At 50.2% G+C, this 22,601-nt stretch carries 26 protein-coding genes; 2 read left to right on the top strand and 24 right to left on the bottom strand.

Annotation, left to right across the window (positions count from 1 at the left end; translation table 11 throughout):
• Window positions 1–145: 145 nt before the first annotated feature.
• The 8 genes from C0623_12065 to C0623_12100 all read right to left on the bottom strand — a co-directional run bounded on the left by C0623_12065 (window position 146) and on the right by C0623_12100 (window position 8,815).
• Window positions 146–568, bottom strand: coding sequence for a hypothetical protein (locus tag C0623_12065; GenBank protein ID PLX98404.1), 423 nt, complete (start codon window positions 566–568; stop codon window positions 146–148).
• 2 nt (window positions 569–570) lie between these two features.
• Complete coding sequence (locus tag C0623_12070; GenBank protein ID PLX98405.1) at window positions 571–771, bottom strand: hypothetical protein; 201 nt, start codon at window positions 769–771, stop codon at window positions 571–573.
• Between the two features lie 513 nt (window positions 772–1,284).
• On the bottom strand, window positions 1,285–1,701 hold the full coding sequence (locus C0623_12075; GenBank protein ID PLX98406.1) for a hypothetical protein: 417 nt from the start codon (window positions 1,699–1,701) through the stop codon (window positions 1,285–1,287).
• 238 nt (window positions 1,702–1,939) lie between these two features.
• Window positions 1,940–2,407 (bottom strand): hypothetical protein, encoded by a 468-nt coding sequence (locus C0623_12080; protein ID PLX98407.1) that lies wholly within the window; start codon window positions 2,405–2,407, stop codon window positions 1,940–1,942.
• A gap of 445 nt (window positions 2,408–2,852) precedes the next feature.
• Window positions 2,853–4,526: a hypothetical protein gene (locus tag C0623_12085; GenBank protein ID PLX98408.1), complete on the bottom strand. Its 1,674-nt coding sequence runs from the start codon at window positions 4,524–4,526 to the stop codon at window positions 2,853–2,855.
• Between the two features lie 541 nt (window positions 4,527–5,067).
• Complete coding sequence (locus C0623_12090) at window positions 5,068–5,568, bottom strand: CMP deaminase (protein PLX98527.1); 501 nt, start codon at window positions 5,566–5,568, stop codon at window positions 5,068–5,070.
• Between the two features lie 50 nt (window positions 5,569–5,618).
• Window positions 5,619–7,721, bottom strand: a complete 2,103-nt coding sequence (locus C0623_12095) for a C4-dicarboxylate ABC transporter permease (protein ID PLX98409.1) — start codon at window positions 7,719–7,721, stop codon at window positions 5,619–5,621.
• A 68-nt stretch (window positions 7,722–7,789) separates the two neighbouring features.
• Entirely contained in the window at window positions 7,790–8,815 is a 1,026-nt protein-coding gene (locus C0623_12100) for a C4-dicarboxylate ABC transporter substrate-binding protein (GenBank protein PLX98410.1), read from the bottom strand.
• Between the two features lie 233 nt (window positions 8,816–9,048).
• On the opposite strand from C0623_12100, the gene C0623_12105 reads away from it, so the two are divergent.
• Complete coding sequence (locus C0623_12105) at window positions 9,049–9,996, top strand: AEC family transporter (GenBank protein PLX98411.1); 948 nt, start codon at window positions 9,049–9,051, stop codon at window positions 9,994–9,996.
• 28 nt (window positions 9,997–10,024) lie between these two features.
• On the opposite strand, the gene C0623_12110 is transcribed toward C0623_12105, so the two are convergent.
• The 5 genes from C0623_12110 to C0623_12130 form a co-directional block, all read right to left on the bottom strand.
• The gene (locus C0623_12110; GenBank protein ID PLX98412.1) at window positions 10,025–10,564 is read right to left on the bottom strand and encodes a hypothetical protein; all 540 of its coding nucleotides are present in this window, start codon (window positions 10,562–10,564) and stop codon (window positions 10,025–10,027) included.
• Between the two features lie 28 nt (window positions 10,565–10,592).
• Window positions 10,593–11,126: a hypothetical protein gene (locus C0623_12115; GenBank protein ID PLX98413.1), complete on the bottom strand. Its 534-nt coding sequence runs from the start codon at window positions 11,124–11,126 to the stop codon at window positions 10,593–10,595.
• A gap of 55 nt (window positions 11,127–11,181) precedes the next feature.
• Entirely contained in the window at window positions 11,182–12,564 is a 1,383-nt protein-coding gene (locus C0623_12120) for a Malonyl-CoA decarboxylase (GenBank protein PLX98414.1), read from the bottom strand.
• A gap of 167 nt (window positions 12,565–12,731) precedes the next feature.
• Window positions 12,732–12,980, bottom strand: coding sequence for a hypothetical protein (locus tag C0623_12125; GenBank protein ID PLX98415.1), 249 nt, complete (start codon window positions 12,978–12,980; stop codon window positions 12,732–12,734).
• Window positions 12,981–12,986: 6 nt separating this feature from the next.
• Entirely contained in the window at window positions 12,987–13,625 is a 639-nt protein-coding gene (locus C0623_12130) for a hypothetical protein (GenBank protein PLX98416.1), read from the bottom strand.
• 318 nt (window positions 13,626–13,943) lie between these two features.
• Between C0623_12130 and C0623_12135 the strand changes: the two genes are divergently transcribed.
• A complete protein-coding gene (locus C0623_12135; GenBank protein ID PLX98417.1) occupies window positions 13,944–14,270 on the top strand; it encodes a cytochrome C in 327 nt (108 codons plus the stop codon).
• A 16-nt stretch (window positions 14,271–14,286) separates the two neighbouring features.
• On the opposite strand, the gene C0623_12140 is transcribed toward C0623_12135, so the two are convergent.
• From C0623_12140 to C0623_12190, 11 genes are all read right to left on the bottom strand, one after another.
• Complete coding sequence (locus C0623_12140; GenBank protein PLX98418.1) at window positions 14,287–14,667, bottom strand: hypothetical protein; 381 nt, start codon at window positions 14,665–14,667, stop codon at window positions 14,287–14,289.
• A gap of 1 nt (window position 14,668) precedes the next feature.
• On the bottom strand, window positions 14,669–15,283 hold the full coding sequence (locus C0623_12145; protein PLX98419.1) for a threonylcarbamoyl-AMP synthase: 615 nt from the start codon (window positions 15,281–15,283) through the stop codon (window positions 14,669–14,671).
• Between the two features lie 97 nt (window positions 15,284–15,380).
• The gene (locus tag C0623_12150; protein ID PLX98420.1) at window positions 15,381–15,653 is read right to left on the bottom strand and encodes a hypothetical protein; all 273 of its coding nucleotides are present in this window, start codon (window positions 15,651–15,653) and stop codon (window positions 15,381–15,383) included.
• Window positions 15,650–16,111: a dUTP diphosphatase gene (locus C0623_12155; GenBank protein ID PLX98421.1), complete on the bottom strand. Its 462-nt coding sequence runs from the start codon at window positions 16,109–16,111 to the stop codon at window positions 15,650–15,652. Before C0623_12155 ends, C0623_12150 begins: the two co-directional genes overlap by 4 nt.
• Window positions 16,112–16,128: 17 nt before the next feature.
• Window positions 16,129–17,391 (bottom strand): peptidase M16, encoded by a 1,263-nt coding sequence (locus C0623_12160; GenBank protein ID PLX98422.1) that lies wholly within the window; start codon window positions 17,389–17,391, stop codon window positions 16,129–16,131.
• 15 nt (window positions 17,392–17,406) lie between these two features.
• Window positions 17,407–19,506 (bottom strand): polyribonucleotide nucleotidyltransferase, encoded by a 2,100-nt coding sequence (pnp, locus tag C0623_12165; GenBank protein ID PLX98423.1) that lies wholly within the window; start codon window positions 19,504–19,506, stop codon window positions 17,407–17,409.
• 210 nt (window positions 19,507–19,716) lie between these two features.
• A complete protein-coding gene (locus C0623_12170; GenBank protein ID PLX98424.1) occupies window positions 19,717–19,983 on the bottom strand; it encodes a 30S ribosomal protein S15 in 267 nt (88 codons plus the stop codon).
• A gap of 98 nt (window positions 19,984–20,081) precedes the next feature.
• Entirely contained in the window at window positions 20,082–20,990 is a 909-nt protein-coding gene (gene truB, locus C0623_12175) for a tRNA pseudouridine(55) synthase TruB (protein ID PLX98425.1), read from the bottom strand.
• An 8-nt stretch (window positions 20,991–20,998) separates the two neighbouring features.
• The gene (locus C0623_12180) at window positions 20,999–21,955 is read right to left on the bottom strand and encodes a DHH family phosphoesterase (protein PLX98426.1); all 957 of its coding nucleotides are present in this window, start codon (window positions 21,953–21,955) and stop codon (window positions 20,999–21,001) included.
• The gene (locus tag C0623_12185) at window positions 21,924–22,292 is read right to left on the bottom strand and encodes a 30S ribosome-binding factor RbfA (GenBank protein PLX98427.1); all 369 of its coding nucleotides are present in this window, start codon (window positions 22,290–22,292) and stop codon (window positions 21,924–21,926) included. Before C0623_12185 ends, C0623_12180 begins: the two co-directional genes overlap by 32 nt.
• Window positions 22,293–22,305: 13 nt before the next feature.
• Window positions 22,306–22,593, bottom strand: coding sequence for a DUF503 domain-containing protein (locus tag C0623_12190; GenBank protein PLX98428.1), 288 nt, complete (start codon window positions 22,591–22,593; stop codon window positions 22,306–22,308).
• Between the last annotated feature and the right edge of the window lie 8 nt (window positions 22,594–22,601).

Raw genomic sequence — 22,601 nt, forward strand, 5'->3', positions numbered from 1 at the left:
CTTCCATTTTGTTTCATCCTTTTATCTTGTATTAGTGTCCCGCTTGGCAGAGCGGGCATTCTTCTTTTATTCATGTTTTAATTCTCCTTGTCAGGTAGCATGGAGAAGCCTCAATTTTATTGTTGAGGCTCTCCTTAGCCAACCGTTAAGCTCCGTGATATGAGCCTGTTCTTATGATCTCAGGCAGTACCTTTTCACTGAGCATTCTTTTAATAACTGCAGCTGCCGGTTTTCTGCTCTTGAGGATTAGCTTCCAGACACCGTATTCAGATATATAGAGCGGCGAGTTCTTATATCTTCCAAGCTTACAGATGTCTTGCTGATCGATGCCAAAGTAACCGATACAAGTAGTATTGCCTCTGACAGCAACACTAGTATTTCTCAGGCCCAGTACCTCGCAAACACTCTTGGCTTTGTACCAGATCTTTCCATCAACTCTTACTCGACTCAGCTTTGAATAGCTCACACCGAGTATGTCTGTAAGCAATGCTTTCATTGGAACTTGTTCTTTGATCCATGTGATTTTTTCTGACCTGCTTTCCGACAGCAGGTTTTTTCTTTTCTCCATGTTTATGCCTCCATACCTAACTGCTCGATATACTCGAACACATCGTTTTCTTTGTAGCGGATCAGCTTGCCCAGCTTAACGAATCTGGGTCCCATGCCTTTATATCTGTAGTACTCCAGTGTTTTGGGAGAGATATGCAATATCTCCGCTACATCGTTCTGGTCCAGAAGTCTCTGGGTCTTGTTTTGAATTTCATTATTCATGTGAAATTCCTCCTATAGTTATTTTGCTCACGGTCTATGCCGCAGCTTCTACTTGTTAATAACGGGACTTGTTTTGAAAACTCAGGAACAATTCAAATATTGATCGAACTGACTATTCCGCTATTAGACAAATCAGGGCATATAAGTGGTAATAACTGGGGCTTGCACCATAAACCAATAGGTCAAGTTAGCAGTAAAGTGGGTCGTTTTTCAGGTAGGTTTGCTAACGGATTTATTAAACATCAATATTATAAAATATACGTTGTATCAGGTCGGCCTTGGTATGACGTGAATGTGTCTGAAAGTATTCCCCACGTGGGCTGCAAGGAAGAATAAAACACTATAAGGAACTAGACTTTCCAGCTACTTTAAATCCAGTAAATACTGTCCCCGAGCTCCCCTGTCTACTGTGTTTGTAGGGATTGGCGGGTAAATTGTAGTGCAACGTTCGTAAAAAGGAAAAGCCCCGGAGGTTATCCGAGGCTTCCTTGATCACTGTGCTGTGGCTACAGGTTAAGCAGCAGCACTCTCAGCCGGTTCAGTCTCAGGCTGAGCCTTGTTCTGTTCAACACGAGCATTGACCATCTCCAGCGTGATATCCTTGAAGTAGTGGTCTTCGTTCTCAAGATCACGGAACGCCTTGATTTCCTCGTCACTCACAATGATCTTGGTTTTCTTATCCTCGTAAGTATCGTCAGCGATCATCTTCGCCTTCTTCAGCGCATGGATATCAACATAAGCCAGGACATCATCGTCAGGTGCGAGTTCTTCAACATCAGCACGACGCATAACCAGAGTCTGGCGACGAGCAAAGAAGTCAGGGCCTGCATCGTCCTTACGCCCCTTGATACGCTGTTCAGCCTGGTAGTCATTCAGTTCGCGTTCACGCTTCTTGAAATTGATGAAATCCGCGTAGTCCTTCGGCGACATTACATCCTTAAGATGAGAGAACTGATCTTCGTTAAAAATATTGATTGTAGACATTTGTCTACCTTTCCCAACCCTACAGGGTTGATGCAAGTACCGAACTGTGGTAACTTGCGGTTAGAGTTAAAGGTTCACTTAGCCCCTTGTCGCTGTTGGAGCAGCTTCAGGGGGCAACTTCTTTGTACATAAGACTGGCAACCGGACTTCCACGACTCATCGCCATATCAGCAACCTCCTTTCGTTAGATATCTAAAAATTCAGCCATTGGCTTTTCGTTCCTGAGAGCAGCAGCCACACCATTGGTCAGTGACTCGCCCTCAAGCTCTTTGACAGATTCCAGAATTTTACCAGTACATATTTCTGTGTCATTGTCATGGGTCACAGAATACAAATAGTATTTACCTTTCTTGGTACGATAGAGCCTCTGGGTCAATGTCTCCACCTCACCTATCGGCATTTCATCTGAACCGATTTCTTTTCCGTAAAATCGAACGTGCTTACCATTAGAACCAGAAACAGCATCTGTTGATCCAAGCCACAATGTGATTTCCTCCAAGCCTTCCAACGCACCTTCTAGTTCAACCACATATTGTTTTAATGCCTCAACAAATACAGTTGAAACTTTACTGCCATCTGACTCAGCCATTTCTTTTGCACGAACATAAGTTGCTTCATCTGCGTCCGGTATATACAGAGTTTTCTTTCCCATTGTTGTCCTCCTTTTAATAGTATACTTAACTTATAATACGTACTATACGTACTGTCAATACATTAATTTAAAAAAAATGTATTTTCATGTTTAGGTAGACGCTATTCATGGATGTTGAGAATCAGTTAGATTCCGCATATAGGAATACAACTGATATTGAATAAGACATACTTGAAGTGGATATCGGTTTAAAGGATTATTGCGGGAGCATCATAGATCGCTTGATTTTGTGCGGGATTCATGGCAGGATTGAAATCATATTCGTCACGCATTTTGCTACACGCTGTCAGCTAATAATGCCGTAAGTTATTGATATCAGGAGTTGGCAGAGTATCTCGCCTTCGGCACCAGCAAGAAGAAAAGCCCTGAAATCGCACAGATTTCAGGGCTTTATTTTCCCAGGTATAAAAACGGACACTTTGAGGCAAGGAGTCTGTTCGCCTAATCAGAAAAGCTCGATATTGTTCCCTAAGGTTGACTCATTCCCCTCTTCGTTGGTTTTATCGGAGTCTTTCCCCTCGCCCTTCCTGGCCGCACTGCCATCATGAGTCATTCGTTCATTGTCCATCGTATAACGCTCGTACAACCGATCAATCAGTTTACGGCTTCTGTCATCAAGTTCTGTTTCACCACTATAGGTCAACTCTGACGTCATTGTTTTCAATTCAGACTTGATCGTATGTATCGTCGTTAATTTTGAGCTGAAGTACTCGAGCTCAGAACAGATCTTACGGGTTTCGGTCTGCAAATCAACGATACCGGAGAGAAGACTACCCCCTTGACCACAGACGTCCGCCACCAAATGGCTGAGTTTTTCGCGGACCTGTTCGGTGGCATTCTGCAATTCCAACATTGAACCCTGGGCGCCATTTTTCAGTTGCACGAGAAAATTGACGAATTGTTCCAGTTCGTCAATGATCGAATCGAAGGTCCGCTTCAACTCGGAAAGCATGGAAACCCGAGCATTGAGACGAATCATCAGTTCGTTATCATCACTCCCCTCCAGCGAACCGGTTGCGCCCTGACCCAGCGAATCATCAACACGCGATATACTGGTTTGCAATGCCTTGATTTCATCGTAAATGATCTTGCAGGTTTTCGTATTATCAGTAAAAGAAGCCTTGACCAGTTCAATACACGAATCAACTTTGTCATAAGATGTCCCGTAAAAAGCAAGACCGTCATACAACTGCTGCAGATTGTAGTCGAGGCTGAGAAGACCCGAGTTCCGATGCCCCGTCAACGCCTGGTTAACGTTCAGGACAAGTTGCCTCGACTCCAGCAGACATGAGTCGATAGCATGATACCGCTGCAGAACCTGCTCAACGGCATGGGATAATTCGTCCATGACAAAATCGAGATGCCGGATCTGTAATTCACAGACATCGACCAATAGCCGATTCAAGACATCATTATTTTCAAGTTCCTCATGTTGTAGAGACCGATTCAATTCCTCACGCAGGTCGGCAAAGGCTTCATTGACATGGAAAATTTTCTGGCGGGTAATATCATCGAACTGGAGCCACGAAACGATATTGTCAATATGCCCGTCAATGGCCGTCCCTATTCTGGCTAAATCATTGGCTTCCGAATTATCCAGAACATTGAGTGGCTTCAATCCCCGTGAAAGGTCAACCTTTTCCTCGAGAATCTTTTGCTGAACACCTGTTTTATGTTTCAGGTATTGAAATGACTCTTCAGATTTCTTGGTTTGTTCGCGCAGATTATTATGCAGCTGGACAATAGCGTCGAGATGTACTGTTGTCGTTTTTTCGCTGTTGACTGTTTGCGAATCTGACGCACCCGGGGCGAGTTCTTCAGGCTGCCCTTGTTCTTCCATGGTCGCGAGCCACTGTGAGAGCTCCTGCTGTTCAAGATACAACGATTCAAACTTCTCAAGGGCCTGGTGGAGGATCAACCCCACTGATCGATTACGTGCATTCAGACCACCGGAGAGGTTTTCAAGTTCCGTGTCGATCTGCGAGTAATTATGATCAAGATCCGGCTCGGCGGCATTGATGTTGCCTGATTTGAATGGTTTGATACGTTGTCGACAGCCATATACCTGCTGCCCGACATGGAGAAAAAAACGCTCTGTATATCCGGCAAGTTCTTTCAAACTTTATTCGAATTCACTTATTTTATCCAGGGTTTTCTGAATCGTCATAATCAGTCCCCTAACCTGATGCAGCCTTATCTTATGGTCGAGATGAGTAGATCTTGCATATTGAGGATACACATAATTACAAAATCAATACCAACTCGGTTGAACCCTTGTAAACTCCTGACAAGACATGATTTTTGTATTGAAGAGTAAAATATTAGACGCATTGCCCGCAACCCCAGGCTGCAGTTTCGCGGCATTGTACCAACAAACAAGCCATTATACCATTCAGAACCGGAACATTTACGCAGGCTCTTTTTCCCGGTGCTCACCAATCGGCAGGGCCATGGTTTTTCTGAGAAAACGTCAGAGCCAAGCTGACAAAATTCACCATGAAAAGGGATGATCCGGAACTCGGGAGCGATTCCCATCGGGTGGTTTGGGGTCAGATCTTCACATTTGACCTTTTGGATATAACATCTGTCAAATGTGAAGATCTGACCCCATTTTTACTCGTTTGCCAAACCACTCTGTTGAGCACTTCCAGGCATGATAATTACACCCCGCGCAGAGTTGTAACCGCCCATTCGGCCCTTGGATCCTCCAAATCAATCCTGGTGACACTGATATTCGATAGAATCTTGTCGTATTCTCTCTTTTTATGTTGATCCATCACAGGATCGGCATCAGAGGGCACCCACGGATGCAGGTAAACAACACTTTTCACATGGGCCTGGGCCAACTCCTTGGCACACCCGAAGCAAGGCTGCATTGTCGTATACAGCGTTGCGCCCTCTACCGCGATGCCGAAGCGGGCCGCTGACAGCAATGCATTCTGCTCGGCGTGAACGCAGATACAGAGATCATATCCCTGCCCGCTGGCGAACTGGCCACCGGGATTACTGCAACGCAGACAACCGCCATCGAGACAATTCTCCATCCCCTCCGGTACACCATTGTAACCGGTCGAGATCACCCGGTTCTCCTTAACAATCACCGCGCCAACGCGATTACCGGTACAATTGGCCTTTTCCCGAACAGCAAAGGCAATCCCCATGTAGTAGGTATCACGATCCGGCAACTCATTTGTCATGTCTTCATCCAATACTAAACAGCAGAGGCCGCCTCACCTGTCATACGAGATGCCCTGAAGTTGAATGTGAAGATCCCACAAAGAACGACCAGTCCCGCCAGATGGATCAACAAATCAGAGGGATACAGCAACGCAACCGCGCAGCCAAAAGTTATCAAACGCACAGGCAACTTCAGCGGCGCTTCCATGAAACCCTGGATCGCCGCGGTAAAAGCATACAACCCGAACATGGCGAAGAAGAAAATCATGAAAACTTCGTCCCAGGAACCACCGATAAAGGGGGTGTAAGCGAACAATAAGGGGACGATGTAAAGACCTTTGGCAACTTTCCATGACTGAAAGCCGGTTTCCATCGGCTTGGTACCTGCGATCGCAGCGCCAGTGAACGCAGCGAGAGCTACCGGCGGTGTGACATTGGAATCCTGGCTGAGCCAGAAGACAATCAAGTGAGCCGCCAGCAAGGCAAAGGTCATAGCGTCAGCACTGATGACCGCATCGCGAACCATGCCGGCCATATCGATCGGAATCGTATCGACAATCGCCTGTGCGGCAGCGGTTGTCATCGGACTACCTATCTCGGCGAATCTCTCCGGCACGGCGACCATAAAGAGCGCCTTTGCTGTTTCCGGAATGTGACCGCTCACCAACGCTTCGACCAACATATTATCCGCGATCAGAGCATGTAGCGCCGGCGCCGAGAGGGTTCCGAGAACGATATAGGCGGCCGTAACCGGCAACCCCATACCAAGCACCAGGGAAGCGAGAGCGATGAGCAGAATCGCTATAATCATGCTGTTGCCAGCCCACTCGGTAATCATCAGTGAGAAAGTATTGCCAACGCCGGCCGTGGCGATAACATTTACAATCAGGCCGACAGAGCAGAGCAGGATTGCCGTCATCACCATGTTTTTGACACCAATAGCCATCGCCTCAACGATCGCCCTGGGTCCCATCTTGTTGGCGGTAAGCCACGAAGTAACAACAACGGCAATAATACTGATGCCCGCAGCGTAGGTTGGAGTAAAGCCATAGATCAGAAGCCCGATCAAAATACCGATCGGCAGCAGGAAGACGATGCCGCCCTTCTTGAGGACCTCAATCGCCGAAACCTCCTCGCCATCAAGCGCATTCACATGATTCTTCTTGGCCTCGATACGTACGAAAAAGGCAACCGTAGCAAAGTAAAGGATTGCCGGGAGGATACTGACCAGAATGATGGTGTTGTAGGAGATTTGCGTATAGGTTGCCATAACGAAGGCACCGGCGCCCATAATCGGCGGCATCAGCTGCCCCCCTGTCGAGGCGGCAGCTTCAACTCCGGCCGCGAACCTGGCCGGGAAACCGGCCCGTTTCATCAACGGGATAGTGATGACACCGGTTGATGCCGTGTTGGCAACAGCCGAGCCTGAGATCGTCCCCATCAGCCCGGAAGCGAAGACCGCAACCAATCCCGGGCCACCAACCATTCGGCCGGCCACGGCTCTGGCCAGGTCGATAACAAACTCACCGGCCCCGGAACGGAGCAGAAAAGCGCCGAAAAGCAGAAACATGAAAACGTAAGTCGCAGAGATACTGGCAATAGTGCCGAAAATTGCATCATCGCCATATATACTGCGAAAAAGAATGGTCTCCAGACTGAGGCCGCTAAATTTAAAAACGCCATCGATCAGGCTGCCCCACCAGGCGATGTAAGACAAGGAAACAATAATCAGGAATGGGATAAACCACCCGGCCGCTCTGCGGGTAAACTCCAAGGCACAGAGAATGAGGATAATTCCGGCAACCCATTCAAGCGGACTCATGGTTACGCCCCGCGCATAGATCGCATCTTCACGGGCGATCAGGAAGATGGCCGAGCCGGCCGCAAGCAGTCCGAGCATTACATCGAGGGATTTCCACAGCATGTTCGGATCTTTTCGCAGCGGATAAACCAGCGACGCAACCAGGGCAAAGCCGGCAAAGTGCAAAGAGTTCTGCCAAAGACTGGGAAGGATGGTTACAACATTGAACCAGATATGCAGGACCGAGACGGCGACCCCCATTACCAATAGCAAACGACTCGGACGCAAATGACTTTCAGTCTCTTGATCTTCAGCTTCTTGTTCTGTTGGGTTCATCCAGAAATCTCCGGGATAAACTGCGGTCGTCCGTGTTAAGGGACGACCGCAGGGTGTAACTTAATATTCTATTTTGCCAGCAAACGCTCTGGAATTTTGATGCCAACTTCCTGATAGTATCTGGCTGCGCCCGGATGTAAAGGCATCGGCAGACCTGAAATTGCCTTTTCGATGGCCATCGCCTTGGTGGCCCCGTGAATCGCATTGAGAAAAGGCAGGTTTTCATAAATAGTTTTGGTGATCTGGTAGACAGCATCTTCGTCAACATCAGCCCGGACCGACAAGAAATTCGGCTGAGCGATGGTGTTGATATCCTTGGCCTGACCGGGATAAGTTCCCGCCGGAATAACGTAGCGTGTCCAGAGGTCGAGGCCGCCGTCGGCCTGCTTCAACTGCTTATCGGTAAAATCGAGAACGGCGATATCGCTGACCATATTGGCAACGGCCTTGGTAACGGCGCTGGCCGGAACGCCGGCGGGGATACCAAAACCGGAGATCTGGCCGTTTTGCAGGGCATCGGCCGAGGGGCCGTAACCGACATGGATCAAGTCATAGTCTTTTTCAATATCGACACCCAGGTTGCCAAGGATGACCGTGTTCGAGCCGAGAGTGCCGGAATTCTTCTTGCCCATCGACATCGCCTCACCCTTCATGCCGACCAGATCACTAACGGTGCCGGTTTTAGCAAACTTCTTCAGCACCGCGTAGTGTTCGACATTCTGCCAGAGCATGGTGACGGCACGCAGGTTTCTCTGCGGCCCGTCATTCTTGATCGGACCGGTGCCGTTCCATGCATAAGAACCGTAAAGGCCCTGGAGAATGGCAAATTGAACTTCATTGTCACGCAGCAACTTGACGTTCTCACCGGAACCTGCCGAGTTGATGGCCGACATGGCAATCTTCTGTTTCGGCTGAAGTTTGACCTTCACCAGCGTTGAGAGGGCTACACCCACCGGATAGTAGGTACCGCCGGTCGATGCGGTCGCCAGCAGGTAGTTGCGCTCTTCCGCCGCGCGAACGTCCGATGCTGCAAAGGGGGTGAGCATTATACTGAGGGCAACAATGGCTAACAGTGTTCTCTTTAAATTGAGCATTTGTTCCTCCTTGTACAGTTATGGTTAACAGTCTTATGAATTTACCATAAATTTAATGAAAGTGGCATACCAGGCAGGAAATATCTTTAATGAGTGGGGTCAGACCTTCACATTTGACAGAGCCAGAAAATAAGAAATGTCAAATGTGAAGATCTGACCCCTGATTGCATTGGAACTTTAATGGCTACTCATAATAAATTAATGATACATTATCGAGCAGGAGAGAGCATGACATGATCAACGATTTTCTTTTCGCGGTACATATCACCGCGCCGATCTTCTTCATCATCGGATTCGGCATATTTTTCAAGCGCCTGGGCTGGATCACTGACGAATTCGCCAGGATCGGCTCTGATCTCGTCTTCAAGGTCACCCTGCCTTGCCTGCTCTTCGTCAAGTTGGTCGACACCGATTTCGAGAATGGCATCCCGGTGCTTCTGATCACTTACGCCCTGATCGCCACGACCATTGTTTTTCTTCTGCTCGACAACGTTATCTGCAAGTCGATTGCTTCAGGCGCAGACCGGGGCGCTTTCGTCCAGGGAACGTTCCGGGGCAATATGGGCATCATCGGTCTGGCCTATTGCCTGAGTGCCTTCGGTGAGAGTGTGATCACCATCGCCTCGATCTACCTGGCGATCATGACCACACTCTACAATGTTCTCTCAATAATCACCCTGTCGCGCCATCAACAGCAGGAGAATACCCCGAACATGGGAGCCTACGTCATCAAGAGTGTGGCAAAGAACCCGCTGATTATTGCAATCGCGGCCGGGGTCAGTGTCGCCCTGATAAAAATGCCAGTGCCGGAGATCCTGCTTAGTACTGGAGAATATTTTGCCGGAATGACCCTGCCGCTTGCCCTGCTCTGTGCCGGCGCCTCGATCCGCCTGAAAGAATTTCAGTCATCACCGCTTCTGTACTGGGCGACCTGCGGCAAGCTCTTCTTTGTACCGCTGATTGTCACGGGAGGCGGGATAGCCATCGGTCTGCGTGGCGAAAGCCTTGGTGTCCTTTTCCTGATGAGCGCCTCGCCGACAGCTGCAGCAAGCTACCCGATGGCGCAGGCGTTGGGGGCAAACTACCATCTTGCTGCCGCCATTATCGCAGCAACCTCTCTGGCTTCTATCTGTTCATCTACTCTCGGAATCTTTTTGCTGCGGGTTTTTGACCTGATTTGACATTCTTAACATCTTGAACATAAGGGTGTTAAAGGGTCTCTTCACTCGGTCTGGGCGGCCGTTTACTTTTGTCTTGTTTCCTTGATTTAAACAATTGCGAAACCGCATCCCTCATAAAATTAATGGAATCGGCGCTTCCCCGCAAACTGAACCTGACAACCTTGAACCTGTCCGATTGCAACGGCAGAGCAAAACCGATTAAATTGCCCTTTTTCGCAGCTTTGTCGATCAGGTCAAAATCACTGAAGTAATATTGATATTTGTCGATTTTCGAAAGATATCCGCCACAGATAAATGAGGTATTGTATGCACCTTTGTCTGAATTTATCAGAACAGGGTATTCAGAATCTTTCTTGCAGGCTGTCTTCATGCCAATGAGATAAACACAATGTTCTGTTTCAATGAAACAGTACTGCCCAAAAACATTTCCAGTGTCACTTATTGTGGCTGCATAAATAAATCCTGCATCGGAGAAGTCGACCATCCAATCCTTAAATTGCTCACCCTCTGAATAGGAGAAGGAGCCGGTAAAGAAAACCATAAAAAACAAGCAGAGAATAATTCGCATAGATATCAACCTAATCCCATAAACCGGACTATTTCTTTTTGGTCTTCCTTCGAAGTGTCTTGATAAAGCCGTCATAATCTCCTTCAATAACCGAATTTTTCGGGATGATGTGGGCATTCGATGCCGAGGTATAGACATAGGTATGATCGTCTGAGGAAATAATTTTCTCGACCGACTTGAGCGCTATCCTGTTCTCCGTGGCCTCCGACTTAAGCATCAGCTCGTTGCCAACAATTTCCAGCTCTTGCTGGCCGAGCAACGCTTCATTCTGCGGTTCCGCATAAACCTTCCGGAGCTGCCGGGCCGTACTCCAGCGAAAGAATGCCGGCTGAAGAAAGTATATCGGAGTCGAAACGCAAAACGCGACAAAGCTGATAACGATGGCTGTCTTGGACGGCGTCGCCCGTTCGACAAACATGATCGCCGATACTGCGACCAGCGGCGTAAAAGCCCAGACCAGGCGCATGATTGACAGTTTGCGCTTCATTTCCGGAATCGAATCAATATGGTCCTGGTTAAATTTAACCGCATCTTCGAGCTTGAGAGAATAAATCAGTTTCATTGTTTCCCATCCTTAAAATTAAAAAGCAGTAAACAGGGGTTCTGGTTAAATAACTCTACTTAAGTGATTTGATTGCCGACGACAGGATGATCTTTCCCTGGGTGGCGTAAAATTCATGGTTTTTCTCGATATCCTTGATCGGGTAAAGGTAATTGACCATCAGACCGAATGATTGTTCCATCCCTTTTCCGGAAACATCTCCAAGCCAGTTCACCCGCTCAATCCGGGCGCCGTTGCCGAGATGGAAACGCTCGACCGGATCGATCGGCTGACCATCGTCGCGGGTGGTGTGGAAATAGTGATAGAGTAGCTTTTCGAGAATCGGTTTTAATACTGTCGACACGTTGTCGTCGTGCGCCCATTCATTCTGCTCAAGGAAATTAAGTAAATCAGGCTCTGCCGAACGGTTGATCGACAACTGGGCCAGTTCAAGCATGCCGTCGGCATCAATCAGACGGACCCTCTCCTCCTCATCAAGGCTGTTGAGCCAGCGCCTGAATCCCGGAATCGGCGACAGGGTCGCAAAGGTCTTGATATTGGGAAGCTCGGCCTTAAGCGATGCAACAACCCGCTTGATCAGGAAATTACCGAAACTGATCCCCTTGAGCCCTTGCTGGGCATTGGAGATCGAATAAAAGATAGCAGTATCCGCCTTCTCTGGATCAACATCCGGCGTACTTTCATCAAGTAAGGTCTGGACACTCTCGGCAATCCCGTTAGTCAGGGCTACTTCAACAAAAATCAGCGGCTCACCCGGCATGTTCGGATGGAAGAAAGCATAGCAACGGCGATCCAGGTGCAGGCGATGCCGTAAATCCTGCCATGAATTGATTTCATGCACCGCTTCGTACTCAACCAATTTTTCCAGAAGAGCCGCCGGTGACTGCCAGTCGACCTGACGCATTTTCAGCAAACCGACATCGAACCAGTTCGCCAGCAGGTGTCTCAATTCCCGGTCAAAAGGTTTCAGATCACTGTTCTCACGACAGAATCCAAGAAGATCACGCCGTAAATCGACCAGAAATTTGATGCCATTCGGCAGAGCACTGAACTGACTCAACAATTTCAGTCGGGGCGGTTCCAAAAGATCACGCATGGCCGCCTCGACCGAGCTATAATCGGCATCACTGGCGAGGTAGGCATGGCACTGTTTGCGCATTGCGGCGCGATCAAGCCCGTATTCGTTGGCCAGAATTTCGAGGAAACGGCGGCGGCCGGTTTGCGAAAGATGCTGGTAAAGTTCACCAATCTGCATGGCATGACTGCGCGCCGAAACTTCTCCGCCCCTGGCTCCGATCCAGTTATCGAGATGTCGCCTGAGGATCTCTTCGTCGCCGTTTGCAAGGTCGAGGTCAACGCGACTGTGGCGATCACCGAGCAGGCTACCGGTCAGATTCGACCAACTTCGCCCCAGATTTTTCAGACTGTATTTAAACATGGTTCTCCCCGGCCCGAATTTTCGGTTGCCTAAAGGTATCGTGACTAGAAAGAAACTTCCAGAAGATTTTCAGAAAGGTTTCCGGATGGGGAGCAGATGATTCAGACTCACCATTATTCAACAAAAAAAGGGAGCCGAAGCTCCCCTCTTTCGGTACTTATCCATGTTCAATCATCGAGGCTTCTTGTTTTGTTGATCATTTTATCCTTGTTGCTCGTTCCGGTTTCAATCGATTCGCCGAACAGGCCGATCGCATAGATGATGCAGGCCATGATCACCAGAAATATGACAAACTTGAAGCTCGCTTTCGGTTTTTGGTAAGCAATAACCACAAAGATTACCGCAATCACGACCACGACAATGGAATACTCATGATAAAACTCGACGGCATACATCCACATTGTTTCAAAATTCATATCACTTTACCTCGGCTGCGTTCGGAAAAAGAAGGCGAAATTGACATAAGCAAGCTCGGTATCGGCACTGAAGTGGCTGCTTTCCCAGGCAGTCCCATTCCAGTTCGGACCCCGGCCATGATACCCCATCATGATATAACCACCTTTGGCCGACATGCTCAGTCGGCCCGGGAAATTGAAGTTGACCCCGGCGGTCGCCCCGACCCCGAATCCGTACAGATCAAAATCACGGGCGGTTGCTCCTTCGAGGTCTCCCTCAATCAACTCCATGCGGATTTCCGGGCCGAACCAGAGCCTGATATTAGGAGCGACCAGACCACCGAAACCAAAATTGTGATTCATGACCAGGCCGTCAAGGTCGGCATCGACGCCGGCCCGATTATTGTAGTCTTCAATCTCGAGCATTGTTCGGCCAAGTTCAAGACGGTAATTGAACATCCTGTTCGTAGCGAGATTGGAGTCGACGACAAAGCCAAAATCGTGGTGTGTGCTGTCGATATCAAAATCATAATCGCCATCCCAGTCGCCATCAGTTACCTTGCCATCCTGGAAATACATCCCGATGCCGCCGGCAAAAACGGGGGTCGCGAGCAGTGACAGCAACAGGACGATCAGGCTGAAGCGGATCAGGTTAGTGATGTTCATATAAGCCTCCCCGGGCAAGAATGGTGAAAGTCATACCTCAGTGTCAGAATTTTGCACAGATCATGCCATAGATTAGAATATCATAAGGCAACAATCTCAATTGTCAGCGGAACCGGGTATGAGGTAGAGATAACAACGTCTGGATAAATTATAACAGCGACATACTGCCATAAAGCTGCCAGAATGAGTTACAACAAAAAAGTTTTTTTGCAACGTATTGGCTTGCATTGTAGATTATTAACAACAAATCCGTCCCCGGCAGACAGCTTCGGTTTCCGGAGACTCCTGTACGGTGACGCCAACAATCGGGAGAATATCATGCGACAATCGATCTTGGCGACTTTGCTAATCTTGTATGCAGCCACACCCCTTATGGCGACAGAAGTTCCGACCGTTGAACTCGGGCAGAAACTGTTTGAATCGACCCTGATCGGCAGCAACGGCAATAGCTGCTCGGGTTGTCATCCCGACGGTAAAGGCCTCGAAGAGATTGACGCCTACGATGACGGCATGCTCAAGGAGATGACTAATTTCTGTATCCGGGATGCGCTCAAAGGTGAAATGATGGATCTCGAGTCGACCGAAATAGAATCGTTTCTGCTCTACCTGCGCAAGCTGCACCGATCGATGCAACCGAAGCAATAGTGTTGATCGGGCATCATTAACATCCACAACCGCAATTATGGCAGGTTTTTCGATGCTCGGCATCCGGGACAATGGTTTCCGGGGCAAATGCCAGGCGCTTGACTCCGCGCCTGATATCTTCCGGCAAATCACATTCCGGCGACTCGCCAATCACATGACCGAGGCAGGGATTGCCGCCCTCCGATGAACGGAGGCGGATGCTGTTGAGGATGTCGCCATAGCCCTTTATTTCGACCGAGATGTCCTCTTCCCTGGAAAACCTGACAGCGACCCCCGCGTCAGCCAGTTCGGCACTGATCTCTTCGGCCAGGTCCGCAATCGTCGCGGCCTCGACGTTGTAGGTCCAGTCGCTGACAAAATCACGATGATAAAGAGCTATGGTAATAACTTTAGACATGTCAGGCCTGTTCGATCCAGGATGTATCGCCGCTCCCCTGCCTGAGGACTTCAATAGTGTCATTAACCAGAGAGATAACAGTTGAAGAGTCACCCATCATCACGCCGCCATCGACCACGAGGTCAATTGACTTACCGAAACGGGCTTCGATTTCATCCGGGTCATTGACCGGATCGTCACCGGAAGTATTGGCGCTGGTCGTCACGAGCGGATGCCCGAGTTCACGAACGATCGCCAGGGCGATTTCATTGTCAGGGATGCGGACTCCGACCGTCTTTTGATTGGTTGTCAGCAGTTTCGGAACCTGACGGGTCGCCTCGAGGACAAAGGTATACGGCCCGGGCAGGTGGCGTTTGAGGATCTTGTAGGCAAAGTTGCTGACCTGACAATAGCCGGAGATATCAGAAATGTCGGCGCAGATAAACGAAAAGGGCTTGCGGGCATCCCGCTTCTTGACCTGATAGATCCGTTTGACCCCCTTGCTGTTATAAATATCACATCCGAGGCCATAGATGGTGTCGGTCGGATAGACGATCACCCCGCCCTGGCGCAAGGTATCAACAATGCGGGTCACGAGACGCGGTTGCGGGTTGTCAGGATTGAGATGTAACAGCATCGGCTTGCCCCATCGGTCAGATTTAACAGTTGCAGCGGCAGAATAGCAAATTAGTTGATAAAAAGGAAGATGACTTGTGGTTATCCGCTACGGCCGGCTACAGCAAGTACACCAATCCATCGATCGACTTGAGGTTTCGATAGATCGTATACAGTTGTTCTTTCGATGTGAGGTGTGTCAGCGCTGAGACGCATGAATATTTACCACCTGAACTCAAACGAACGCGAATGGCATCATCGGGGCAGTTAGCGCTCCGGTTGACCGCCTCTTTGACCGCCAGGCGAAAAGCATCGCCTGCATTGCCCGGGCCGAAAGCCTTGAAGGTATAATCACAGGGAAATTCTATCTCGGGGACGGCTGAATCAGTCATTTTCCGGGTCCGTCAGTCCGGTTAACCCCGGTATGGCCAAAGCCGCCGCTGCCACGCGAGGAACTGTCCAGGGAATCGACAAGCATGAGTTCGGCCTGGGCGACCGGAGCGATCACCAGTTGGGCAATCCGATCTCCATGGTTGAAGAGAACCGGCTGTGAACCATGATTGATGGCGATAACCCCAATTTCACCACGATAGTCGGCATCGATGGTTCCGGGAGAATTGAGCATGGTGATCCCCTCACGCAAGGCCAGTCCCGACCGGGGTCGAACCTGACCTTCGTATCCGACCGGAATCGACAGGGCGATGCCGGTCGGGATCAGCGTCCGCTCTCCGGGCTGAAGTTCTACAGGTTGTTCGAGGGCGGCACAGAGGTCCATTCCGGCAGCATGTTGCGACATGTACCGGGGCAGTACCGCGTCTGTGCGTAATTTAACAATCGGAATTTCGATCATAACAAGCCCTTGTCCACTCAGTTTTTCACGGTTAGATCAATTGATGTCTTATCGATGCGACCGGCATCACCAAGCAGCTGCAGGGTCAGGTATTCATCCCTGAACAACTCATTTGCCAGGCGGCAGACCTGGTCGGCCGTTACTGATTCAAGCTGCGTCATCGCCTGTTCAATCGAAAGCTGGGTGCCGAGATAAAGTTCGTTCTTGGCAAGCCGGGTCATTCTGTTTTCAGTATTTTCGAGAGACAACAGGAGATTTCCCCGCAACTGTTCACGGGCGGCATTGAACTCGTAAGCCGGCACCGGTTCGCGGATCAGATTTTTCAATTCGGCGAGAATCAGATCAATAACATAGAGAGCCTGGTCCGGTGCGGTTGCGGCATAGACGATTTGAGCCCCTGTATCAGAATGGCAATTCAGGTAGCTGTATATCGAATAGGCAAGGCCCCTATCTTCACGAATCGATTGGAACAGGCGGGAGCTCATGCTTCCACCGAGGATTGTATTCAGGAAATAGAGGGCGTATCGATCCGGATCATTTTGCGGCAAGGCTTTGGTACCAAGGCAGATATGTATCTGTTCAAGCGATTTCTCGCGAACATCAATGCCGCCATGACAGACCGGTGATTCAATCGGGGAGCCGTGACCGGCTGCCGGTACGGACGAAAACTCACTTGCAACCTGATCGACAACTTTATCGTGTTCAAGCTTGCCGGCAGCAGTTATCAGCAGGTTCTCGCCACAATAACAGTCGGCAACGAACCTGAGCAGAGTATCCCGGTCAAAATGAGCAACCGTCTCAGCCGTCCCGAGGATCGGTCTTGCCAACGGATTGTTTTTCCAGAAAAGGCGGCCGAAAAGTTCATGGATCTGATCATCCGGAGTATCTTCGACCATGGCGATCTCATTGAGGATGATCCGCCTTTCCTTCTCAATTTCTTCAAGATCAAAGACCGAATCGAGAAGGATATCCGAGATCAGGTCTGTCGCAAGGGGGAGATTGTGCGAAAGCATCTTGGCGTAGTAACAACAGAATTCATGGCTGGTAAAAGCATTGAGCATTCCGCCGACAGCATCAATCTCGCGGGCGATCATCCGGGCTGTTCGGTGCCCGGTCCCTTTGAAAAACATATGCTCGGCAAAATGAGAGATGCCGCTTAAAGCGGCATCTTCATGACGGGAACCGGTCGCCACCCATGCTCCCAGGGAGACGGAGTGAGCGACCGGTATTTGTTCAGTAATGATCCTGATTCCGTTATCAAGGACCGTTTGCTTGATCATTGAGTAACCTGCTGATTAACCCTCTTCAGGCATTTTCTGGTCAAGCGCCTCTTTGCGCGACAGCTTGATCTTGCCCTGTTTGTCGATACCAATACATTTTACCAGAACTTTGTCACCTTCGTTGAGAACATCAGTGACTGCCCTGACCCGTTCCTTGGCCAGTTCGGAAATATGAACCAGGCCATCGGTCCCGGGGAAGATTTCGACAAAGGCACCAAACTCCATGATCTTTTTGACTTCACCTTCGTAAAGACGGCCGACTTCGGCCTCCTGGGTCAGGTTGCGGATCATCTTGATCGCTGCCTTGGCGGCTTCGCCATCGGAAGATGCGATATTGACGCGACCATCATCTTCAATATCGATGGCGCATCCGGTAGCTTCGATAATACCACGAATATTCTTGCCGCCAGGACCGATAACGGTACGTACCTGGTCTTTGGTGACATAAACAGTCGTGATCCGCGGTGCATACTTGGAGAGCTCCGGCCGGGCCTCAGGAATCGCTTCGGCCATCTTGCCGAGGATATGGAGACGCCCTTCACGAGCCTGTTGCAGCGCCTGCTTCATGATCTCCTTGTTGACGCCGGTGATCTTGATATCCATCTGCAGAGCGGCAACACCGCTTGCAGTTCCGGTCACCTTGAAGTCCATATCACCGAGGTGGTCCTCGTCACCGAGAATATCGGAGAGAACTGCAAAATCATCACCTTCCTTGATCAAGCCCATGGCAATACCGTCAACGGCATCGGAAACCGGAACACCGGCGTCCATAAGGGCGAGTGACGAACCACAGACCGAAGCCATCGACGACGAACCGTTCGACTCGAGGATATCGGAGACGATACGAATCGTGTACGGAAAGTCATCATGCTTCGGAAGAATCTGGGCAACTGAACGCTCGGCCAGGTAGCCATGACCGATTTCACGACGGCCCGGGAAGAGACGCATGCTGGTCTCGCCGACACAGAACGGCGGGAAGTTATAGTGCAGCAGAAACTTCTTGAAATCCATCGACTGGACATTGTCCATGCGTTGTTCGTCGACGGCGGTGCCGAGGGTCGCGGCGACCAGGGCCTGGGTTTCTCCACGCGTAAAGAGGGCGCTACCATGAGCACGCGGCAGGAAGCCTGTTTCACAGGTAATCGGCCGGATGGTTGCCATATCACGACCATCGATCCGGACCCGGTCCTTGACGACCATCTGGCGGACTATCCGTTTATGTAACGAACCGATAATACTGGAGATCTCGTCTTCACGGCCTTCAAATTCCTCGGCCAGGGCTTCCTGGACATCGGCCTTGACCTGATCAACCGCAGCATACCGTTCCTGTTTGGTCTGGATACGGACCGCTTTGTCCATCGGCCCTTCGGCCAGGGCAGTAATCCGTTCTTCCAGAGCACTGTCGGGTTCGGCAACGATAAATTCGCGCTTTTCGCCACCAACCTTGGCAGCAAGCTCTTCCTGTAATTTGATCAACGGCTGCAGCGACTCGTGACCAAAGAAGATGGCATCGAGCATTTCATCTTCGGAAATCAGGTCGGCTTCACCTTCAACCATCATCACCGCTTCTTTCGAACCGGAGACGACGATATCAATATCGCTCTTTTCCATCTGCTCGAGGGTCGGATTGGCAACAAACGCGCCATCAACCCGGCCGACCCGGACCGCAGCAATCGGTCCTTCAAACGGAATATCCGATACGGCGACAGCGGCAGAAGCGGCGACCATAGCCAGGGTATCCGGATCGTTAATCAGATCAGCCGAAATAACTGTCGGCATGATCTGGGTTTCGAACAGGTAGCCCTTCGGAAAGAGCGGACGCATTGGCCGGTCGATGAGACGACAGATCAAAGTCTCACGTTCGGTGGCGCCGCGTTCACGACGGAAGAAAGAACCGGGAATTTTACCGGCAGCGTAGAATTTTTCCTGGTAGTTGACGGTCAGAGGAAAGAAATCCTGACCTTCGCGCATTTTGGTAGCTGAGACGACGGTACAGAGAACCTTGGTTTCTCCATAAGTAACAATAACCGCGCCATCAGCCTGTCTTGCCACCTGACCAGTTTCGATTGTCAGGGGCTGACCGTTGAAATCGGTCGTAACCTTCTGGTGGGCCATAAAAGCCTCCTTTTACAAATATTCTGTTTTACAACGATATCCTTCACCCAATCTACCAACACGGTGAAAGAAAGGCAAAGGAGGATGGCCTGAGACAGTCTCTGTATCGTTGACGATACAGACGCTCTCTCCGGACAACCTCCTGCGCCAGCCTCTTGAAGCAGAAGGCAGCTTGTTCTCCGTGTCGGCAGAAGAACAGCTGCCCCTTTTTTACCGACGGATCCCGAGTTCCTTGATAATCGTCCGGTAGCTCTCGACATTCTTTGACTTGAGATAATCGAGAAGCCTTCGGCGCTTACCAACAAGTTTCAGCAGACCGCGGCGGGAGTGATGATCTTTCTTGTGAGTTCTGAAATGCTCAGTCAGGTAAGTAATCCGCTCCGACAGAAGGGCAATCTGCACTTCCGGTGAACCGGTGTCACTGTCGTGAGTTTTGAACTTTTCAATAATTTCCTGTTTACGTTCCGTAGCCAGCATCTTTCTTTTAATCCTTTCCGGCAATAATCATTTCACATTCTTGAAACACGTCTATTTATCATAACATCAAGCTGATGTAAAGTCTTGATTAGACTCTATCAGTCAGTACGAACAAAAACTTTGGCCAACTCGAAATCCCCTCTTTTTTCGCGCTCACGACCGGGCGCATAGTGTGCCACCGCCAGCAGTTTCTTCCCGGCAGTTATTCGCACCATGGTCCCGTCGACGATTCCCGGTGGCAAATCAGCTTCCACTGCCGCCGGAGGAATGCCGTTGCACAGACGCCCGGCAGCCTCCTCACCGACCGGCACCAGCGGACGATCAGGCAGCATATCGATCAACGGAACTATATACTGTTCAACGTCTTCGCTCGCCTCAAACCGTTCAAGATTGACCGCCGCAGCGATCTCAAATGCGCCATGCCGGAAACGTCGCAAGCCGGACAGGTGAGCACCACAGCCGAGATCCTGTCCGATATCATGAGCCAGGGTCCGGACATAGGTCCCTTTCGAACAGACGACATCGAATGAGACCTCCGGCAGTTCGCAGGCGGTCATATTGATCGAACGGATCACAACCGGCCGCGGCTCTCTTTCAACCGCAAGCCCCTGCCGGGCTAGTTTGTACAAAGGTGTACCGTTGCGCTTGAGGGCCGAATACATCGGCGGAATCTGTTCAATCGGGCCGTTCATCCGGATGATCGCCTGATTGACCTCGGAACATGACAACCCCTGCCACTCACCGGTCGCGACAATCTCCCCTTCCGCGTCCTGGCTGTCGGTGATGGAGCCGAGCCGCATCGTCGCCGCATACCCCTTGTCGCTTTCGGAAAAGTATTCGAGAAGCCGGGTCGCTTCACCGATCGCAACCGGAATGACGCCGGTCGCCATCGGGTCAAGGGTCCCGCCGTGGCCAACGCGACGAATACCGGTTTTGCGTCTGATCCGTCGAACAACATCATGCGATGTGATTCCGGCCGGTTTATCAATTATCAGGAGTCCGTGCATGCAGCAGATCAGAGGATACCGAGCCTTTTGAAGACTTCATTGCGGACAGTGTCGATGGAGCCTTCGACCTTGGCACCGGCGGCGTTGTGATGACCACCGCCGCCGAGTTCGCGGGCCAGAGCGCCTACATCAACAGCTCCCTTTGAGCGGAATCCGACCTTGTAGAGATTGGGCGAAATCTCGCGGAAGAAGATGGCAACCTCGACCCCTTCAATCGAACGGGGATAATTTACGAAACCGTCCGTATGTTCCGGCCCGGCATTGTACTTGCTGAGCATTTCACAGGAAACACAGACCGACGCAAACTTGCCGCAACGGGAAATCGTCAGGGTACGCAGGGCATCGCCGAGCAGTAGCAGGCGCTCTCTCGGCTGGGTCTCATACAGGTGGGAAGCAATTTCCCAGGCATCGAGTCCCAGACCGATCATTTCGGAAGCGACCGCGAAGGCTTCACTATCGGCATTGGAGTAGCGGAAAGATCCGGTATCCGAGAGAATTGTCGTATAGATATTGATTGCGATCTCGGTTGTTATCGGCAGTTCCTTCGCTTTCAGCAATCGATAAATCAGGACACCGGTCGAACAGGCCTGTTCGTCGACAAAATAATATTCTCCGAAATCCTCGGAATACGGGTGATGGTCAATATTGACCAGTATCCGACACTTTTCGCGCAGCCCTTCGCCGGCCCGGTGCAACTCGCCGGCATCAACGACAAATCCGACGTCAAACGGCTTCTCTTTCTCCAGATCTGCAACAATCGAATCCGAACCGGGCAGGAATCCGAACGGAGCGACGACACCGTCGCGATTAAAAGCGACAACATCCTTACCGATACCACGCAGGGCGAGAGTCAGGGCGAGGGTTGATGCATAGGCATCACCGTCAGGGCTTTCATGCGATGCGACAAGAAAGCGGCCATTGGCGTCAATAACGTCAAGAATCGCTTTGATCGTCGTTTTGCTCATCAGCAATATCCTTCAACAGTGTGTCGATATGGTTTCCGTAATCGATCGACTTGTCATATTTGAAAATCAGTTCCGGGACCTGGCGCAAGCTCAGCTTTTGAGCGAGCTGGCGGCGAATAAAAGTTTTTGCCTTTTCAATCCCCTGTGCCGTTCTGGCCCGGGTTTCTTCATCGCCGATGACAGTATAATAGACCTTCGCAATCCCGAGATCGGCAGTCACATCAACGGCAGTCAGGGTAACATAACCGATTCGCGGATCTTTCAACCCATTAATGAAGATCACTGAAAGCTCTTTGAGGATAGCCTCACCGACGCGGTGTGAACGTTTAAATTCCAAAACAACCTCTTGTTCAGTAGTGAAAAATATCAGTAGACCGGGTGCATATTTCCGCTAACCCGGTCCGTATGATTTCAGATTCAATTTTTTCAAACAATGCATCGAATGATTCATCATCGCTGCCGGTTATGACAAAACCGATCTCGGATCGCTGCCACGGGTCATGCAGGCCGGTTTCGGCACAGGAGACCGGGAAACGTTCCCGGCAGCGGCCGAGAATCTTGCGGACAACCGAGCGCTTCTCTTTTAAACTCTGCGGCGAGTAAAGCTGTAATTCAATACGCAGAACACCGACGATCATCGATTAAC

Source organism: Desulfuromonas sp. (assembly GCA_002869615.1).
In the GTDB taxonomy this organism is placed as follows: domain Bacteria; phylum Desulfobacterota; class Desulfuromonadia; order Desulfuromonadales; family UBA2294; genus BM707.